This is a genomic window from Promicromonospora sp. NPDC060271, from assembly GCF_042726755.1.
In the GTDB taxonomy this organism is placed as follows: Bacteria; Actinomycetota; Actinomycetes; order Actinomycetales; family Cellulomonadaceae; genus Promicromonospora.
Window position 1 is genome coordinate 1 of sequence record NZ_JBHXBG010000264.1, and the last position, 4,904, is coordinate 4,904.

Consider the following 4,904-nt stretch of genomic DNA (forward strand, 5'->3'; position numbering starts at 1 on the left):
GCACTCCTGGTGCGCCGAGGTAGAGCGGGTGTCCGGACCTACGCTCTACTTCGCGGACTCAGGCCAGGCGGCGCATCCAGCCGTGCCGGTCCTCGGCGCGGCCGTACTGGATGTCGGTGAGCTCCTGGCGGATCGCCATCGTCAGCTCGCCGGGCTCACCGCCGTTGATCTCGTGGTCGAACGAGCCACCCGCGAGGCGCCCCACGGGGGTCACGACGGCGGCGGTGCCGCACGCGAAGAACTCCTTGACCTTTCCGGACTCGAGCCCGGCCACGACCTCCGCGAGCGGGATGCGCCGTTCCACCACCTGGTACCCGCGGTCGCCCGCGAGCTGCAGGACCGAGGCCCGGGTGATCCCCTCGAGGATCGAGCCGAGCTCTGGTGTGTGGACCGTCCCGTCGTCCATCACGAGGAACACGTTCATGCCGCCGAGCTCTTCGAGGTACGTGCTGCTGGCTGCGTCGAGGAAGCACACCTGGTCGAAGCCCTGCTTCTGCGCCTCGCGCTGCGGCAGCAGGCTCGCCGCGTAGTTGCCGCCGAACTTCGCGTCACCCGTGCCTCCGGGCGGCCCTGCCCGGTGGTACTGCTCGGACACGTAGATCGACACGGGCTTGACGCCGCCCGCGAAGTACGGGCCGACCGGCGACGCGATAACCAGGTACTCGGCCTCGAGCGAGGGCCGCACACCGAGGAACGCCTCCGACGCGAACATGAAGGGCCGCAGGTACAGCGACGAGTCCTCGCCGCCGGGCACCCAGTCGATGTCCGTGCGGACCAGGGCCGCCAGGGACCCGATGAAGTCGTCCACGCTGAGCGCGGGCAGCGCCAGCCGGTGCGCCGAGCGTGCGAACCGCGCGGCGTTCTGGTCCGGGCGGAACGTCCAGACCGAGCCGTCGGCGTGCTTGTAGGCCTTGAGGCCCTCGAAGATCTCCTGTGCGTAGTGCAGCACTGCCGTCGCCGGGTCGAGCTGCAGCGGACCGTACTTCTCGATCCGCCGGTCCTTCCAGCCGTCGGCGCTGGTCCAGGAGACCCGCGCCATATGGTCCGTGAACACCGTCCCGAACTTCGGCGCGCTGAGCGCCGCGGCGCGCTCGGCGTCCGGCGTCGGCACGTCGGTGGGCCGCACGTCGAAGAGCGCCACCAGGTCTTCGAGCCGCGCCGGGAGGATGGGATCCGTCGTTGTTGTCATGTCGATGCCTTTCACCGGAATGCTGTTGTCAGTCTTCCACGCCCGGCAAGGCAGGAGGAGCATTCCGAGCCGGGCGCCTGCCCGGACGGCCTTCGACGTACGAAAGCGGCGCCCGGTTCGGTCTGCGTGACCCGGGCGCCGCCGTCGTGCAGCGTGCTTACCCGGTCACGCGGGCCGCGATGTCGCGGCCTACCTGGTCGGTCGTGCGTACAACGTCGCCGCGGGCCGCGAGGTCCGCCGCGACGGCCTCGTGCACCCGCGCGGACTCCTCGGCGAAGCCGAGGTGGTCCAGCAGGAGGGACACCGAGAGGATCGTCGCCGTGGGGTCGGCCTTGCCCTGACCCGCGATGTCGGGGGCCGAACCGTGCACCGGCTCGAACATGGACGGCGCGGTGCGGTCGGGGTTGATGTTGGCCGACGCCGCAAGCCCGATGCCGCCCGAGATCGCGGCGGCCTGGTCGGTGAGGATGTCACCGAAGAGGTTGTCCGTGACGATCACGTCGAACCGGCTCGGGTTGGTCGTCAGGTAGATGGTCGCGGCGTCCACGTGCGCGTAGTCGGTCGTGACGTCGGGGAACTCCGCGTTCACGGCCTCGACCGTGCGGCGCCACAGGTGGCCCGCGTGCACCAGCACGTTGTGCTTGTGCACCAGCGTGAGGTGCTTGCGCGGGCGGGCGTTCGCCCGGGCGAACGCGTCCCGGACCACGCGCTCGACGCCGAACGCCGTGTTGACGCTGACCTCGGTGGCGATCTCGGCGGGAGTGCCGACGCGCAGCGCACCGCCGTTGCCGACGTACGGACCCTCGGTGCCCTCGCGGACCACCACGAAGTCGATCTCGCCCGGGTCGGCCAGCGGGCTGGCGACGCCCTGGTAGAGCTTGGTCGGGCGCAGGTTCACGTAGTGGTCGAGCGCGAAGCGCAGCTTGAGCAGCAGCCCGCGCTCCAGCACACCGCTCGGGACCGACGGGTCGCCGATGGCACCCAGCAGGATCGCGTCGTGGCTCTTGATCTTCTCGAGGTCCTCGTCGGTGAGGGTCTCGCCGGTCGCGTGCCAGCGCTTCGCGCCCAGGTCGAACTCGGTGGTGGAGAGCTTGGTGCCCGACGGCGCGAGCGCCGCCTCGAGCACCGCGAGGCCCTGCTCCACGACCTCCGTACCGATGCCGTCACCTGCGACCACTGCGAGGTCGATGCCCTCTGTCCTACCCACCTGTGCCATGTCCGGAGCCTACGCGCGCGATGGGGTGAATGAGACGCTGGTCTCACGGAATGGACGCACGAGTGTCCCGACCGGACGGCCGCCGAGCGGGTCCGGCAGGCGCATCACTCGAACGTCCAGGACGTCGCGCCGCCCGGCTCCCGCACGAACAGGGCGTTGGCCTTCGTGGGGGTCACGCGGTACACGTGCCACGGAGCCGGTCCCGCCGACGGGGCGCTGTACGGAGCGGTGAGCGCGGTCCCGGACTCGTCCACCTCCGCCGGCCAGCCGCCCGCGGCCGCCACCTCGGCGATGTGCGCGACGACGGCGCGGTCGGTCACCAGCTCGGCCACACCCTCGACGACGACGTCGTAGTCGTCCGCCGCCACGGCGATGGTGCACCGCGGGTCGCGCTCCATGTTCCGCCCCTTGCGGACGCCGCGACCGGACACGACGTAGAACCCGCCGTCGTCCCAGAACGCCCCGACGCCGGTCGTGTGCGGGCTGCCGTCGGGATTGATCGTCGTGAGCCAGTGCGAGTGGCGGTCCGGCCCGCGCCCGCCGGGCGCCTGGTCCCCGATCTCCGCGAGCGCGGCGGCGACGGGCTCCCATGGGAGCGGCGACAGCTCGTAGAGGTCAGCGAGGTTCTTGGTCCTGATGTGAGTGCTCATGCACTACCGACGTCGACCGGAACCGGAACTCATCGGCACCCGGCACTACTGGTCCCGCGCCGAGAGCACGCAGAACTCGTTGCCGTCCGGATCGGCCAGCACGGTCCAGGTCGCGTCGTCCGGCTGCCCGACGTCGATCACCCTCGCGCCGAGCCCCACCAGCCGGGTGATCTCGGCGTCCCGGTCGTCGCTCGTGTGCGGAGCGAAGTCCCAGTGCAGCCGGTTCTTGCCCACCTTCTCGTGCTCGACGGGCACGAACACCATGCCCGGCGGCACCTGGTGGAAGTCCAGCTTCTCCGAGAGCTCGAGCGCCCACGGCGGCACCACGACGGACTCCTCGTCCGTCTCGAAGATGACCTGCCAGCCGAGGGCCTCGCCCCACCAGTGAGCCAGCCTCTTGTGGTCCGTGGACTCCACCACGGTCGAGTACCAGCGCAGCGCCATCGCCTTCACCTCATCATGTGACCCGCGGCCCGTGACCCGGACCGATGGCAACACGCTAGGACGAGACACTGACACTCGCGATGACTTCGCTGCCTCCGGGCCGTCCATCCGACATGGAACCCAGGTACATCGCCCACAGCGTCATCGACGACAACCACTTCATGGTGCTCGGCACGACCCAGCCGGACGGCACGCCACGGGTCTCGCCCGTCTTCTACAGCCACGCCGACTACCGCGACTTCTACTGGATCTCGTCACCCGACGCGCAGCACTCGCGCAACGTGGCGGCGCAGCCCAGCGTCGAGATAGTCGTCTTCAACTCGCAGGTCAACCCAGGCCCCGACACGGCAGCCGTCTACATCGGCGCAACCGCGGTCCAGGTGCCCGACGCCGAGCTGCACACAGCCGTCGCGGCGGCCTTCTCGTCGGTCCGGCAGGGCGCGCGAGCCTTCGGTCCGGACGAGCTCAGCGGCGACGCCAAGCTGCGGCTCTACCGGGCGACCGCGGAGAGCGTCGAGATCCACGTACGCGGGAACGACCCGGAGCGCGGCACCGGTGTCGACCGGCGGCTCGCGGTGGAGATGTGACCCGCAGCCGGCCATGGCTCGGGCGGTCGCCGGCCGCCGACCGAGCCGCGGTCAGACCGGATGCGTCACGGCCGCGGGTAGAGCAGCTCGAACCGCTCGCACACGACCGGCATGTCCGGCGAGAACTCCCGGCCCTCCGGAAGGTTCCGGCGGAAGTAGATCTCGTGCCCCTTGCGCCACGACTCCAACGTCCGGTCGTCCTCGCCCTCCGCCGCGGCGAAGTCCTCGTCGACCTCCTCGAACGTGGTGGTCTCGACGCTCGTCGTGCGGATCAGCGCTCGCGGGTGGTTCTCGCCGTCGAGCACGATCGACAGCTCACCGGCGACCGGCAGCGGCGCTCCCTCGTCGTCGTAGTCCCACAGGGCCGACGTCGTCGCCGTCTTCTCCCCCGCGAGCACCGCGGCGAGCAGCTCCTCGGCGAGCTCCGGCTCGTCGCCGAACGACCAGGCCTGCGGCGGCACCGTCTCGCCGACAGTCTGTCCCACCACGATGCTCGCCTTGGCCAGGCCCGCGTACTGGCGCGTGGCGGCCCAGAAGTCGAGGACCTCTCCGGCGAGCGCGGAGTCCTCCGCGGACACCGCCTCGGGGTCGAAGGTCGCGGGGTCGAACGCCTCGGAGTCGGGCGTCTCGGAGGTGCGCTCGGTGTTCTCGGGCGTCGCGTCATCGGTCACGGGGACATCCTGCCAGTACCCGCAGGTCCCGGGTAGCCGCTCGGCCGCAGCCGGACGGATCCGGTGTGCGACGTCGAGGATGCGCCGGGGAGACACAACTGATCCGGGGTGTGTTGCTCTGCGTAGACAGTGTCCACGCAGAGCAAC

General features: G+C 70.6%; 6 protein-coding genes. 1 reads left to right on the plus strand and 5 read right to left on the minus strand.

The genetic code is table 11. The features are described from left to right. Positions 1 to 58: 58 nt before the first annotated feature. The 4 genes from ACFWE2_RS24465 to ACFWE2_RS24480 all read right to left on the minus strand — a co-directional run bounded on the left by ACFWE2_RS24465 (position 59) and on the right by ACFWE2_RS24480 (position 3,499). Complete coding sequence (locus tag ACFWE2_RS24465) at positions 59 to 1,189, minus strand: branched-chain amino acid aminotransferase (protein ID WP_377226809.1); 1,131 nt, start codon at positions 1,187 to 1,189, stop codon at positions 59 to 61. Between the two features lie 157 nt (positions 1,190 to 1,346). Then, on the minus strand, positions 1,347 to 2,405 hold the full coding sequence (locus ACFWE2_RS24470) for a 3-isopropylmalate dehydrogenase (protein WP_377226810.1): 1,059 nt from the start codon (positions 2,403 to 2,405) through the stop codon (positions 1,347 to 1,349). Positions 2,406 to 2,509: 104 nt separating this feature from the next. Continuing rightward, the gene (locus ACFWE2_RS24475; protein ID WP_377226811.1) at positions 2,510 to 3,055 is read right to left on the minus strand and encodes a pyridoxamine 5'-phosphate oxidase family protein; all 546 of its coding nucleotides are present in this window, start codon (positions 3,053 to 3,055) and stop codon (positions 2,510 to 2,512) included. Positions 3,056 to 3,100: 45 nt separating this feature from the next. After that, entirely contained in the window at positions 3,101 to 3,499 is a 399-nt protein-coding gene (locus ACFWE2_RS24480; protein ID WP_377226812.1) for a VOC family protein, read from the minus strand. A gap of 113 nt (positions 3,500 to 3,612) precedes the next feature. Between ACFWE2_RS24480 and ACFWE2_RS24485 the strand changes: the two genes are divergently transcribed. Beyond that, positions 3,613 to 4,086 (plus strand): pyridoxamine 5'-phosphate oxidase family protein, encoded by a 474-nt coding sequence (locus ACFWE2_RS24485; RefSeq protein WP_377226813.1) that lies wholly within the window; start codon positions 3,613 to 3,615, stop codon positions 4,084 to 4,086. A gap of 65 nt (positions 4,087 to 4,151) precedes the next feature. Here the strand turns inward: ACFWE2_RS24485 and ACFWE2_RS24490 are convergent, their stop codons facing one another. Next, positions 4,152 to 4,757: an ASCH domain-containing protein gene (locus ACFWE2_RS24490; RefSeq protein WP_377226814.1), complete on the minus strand. Its 606-nt coding sequence runs from the start codon at positions 4,755 to 4,757 to the stop codon at positions 4,152 to 4,154. Positions 4,758 to 4,904 lie beyond the last annotated feature (147 nt).

Excerpts from the sequence above, each read along its gene's own strand:
- ACFWE2_RS24465 (WP_377226809.1), bottom strand. The coding sequence starts at position 1,189 with ATGACAACAACGACGGATCCCATCCTCCCGGCGCGGCTCGAAGACCTG.
- ACFWE2_RS24470 (WP_377226810.1), bottom strand. The coding sequence starts at position 2,405 with ATGGCACAGGTGGGTAGGACAGAGGGCATCGACCTCGCAGTGGTCGCA.
- ACFWE2_RS24475 (WP_377226811.1), bottom strand. The coding sequence starts at position 3,055 with ATGAGCACTCACATCAGGACCAAGAACCTCGCTGACCTCTACGAGCTG.
- ACFWE2_RS24480 (WP_377226812.1), bottom strand. The coding sequence starts at position 3,499 with ATGGCGCTGCGCTGGTACTCGACCGTGGTGGAGTCCACGGACCACAAG.
- ACFWE2_RS24485 (WP_377226813.1), top strand. The coding sequence starts at position 3,613 with ATGGAACCCAGGTACATCGCCCACAGCGTCATCGACGACAACCACTTC.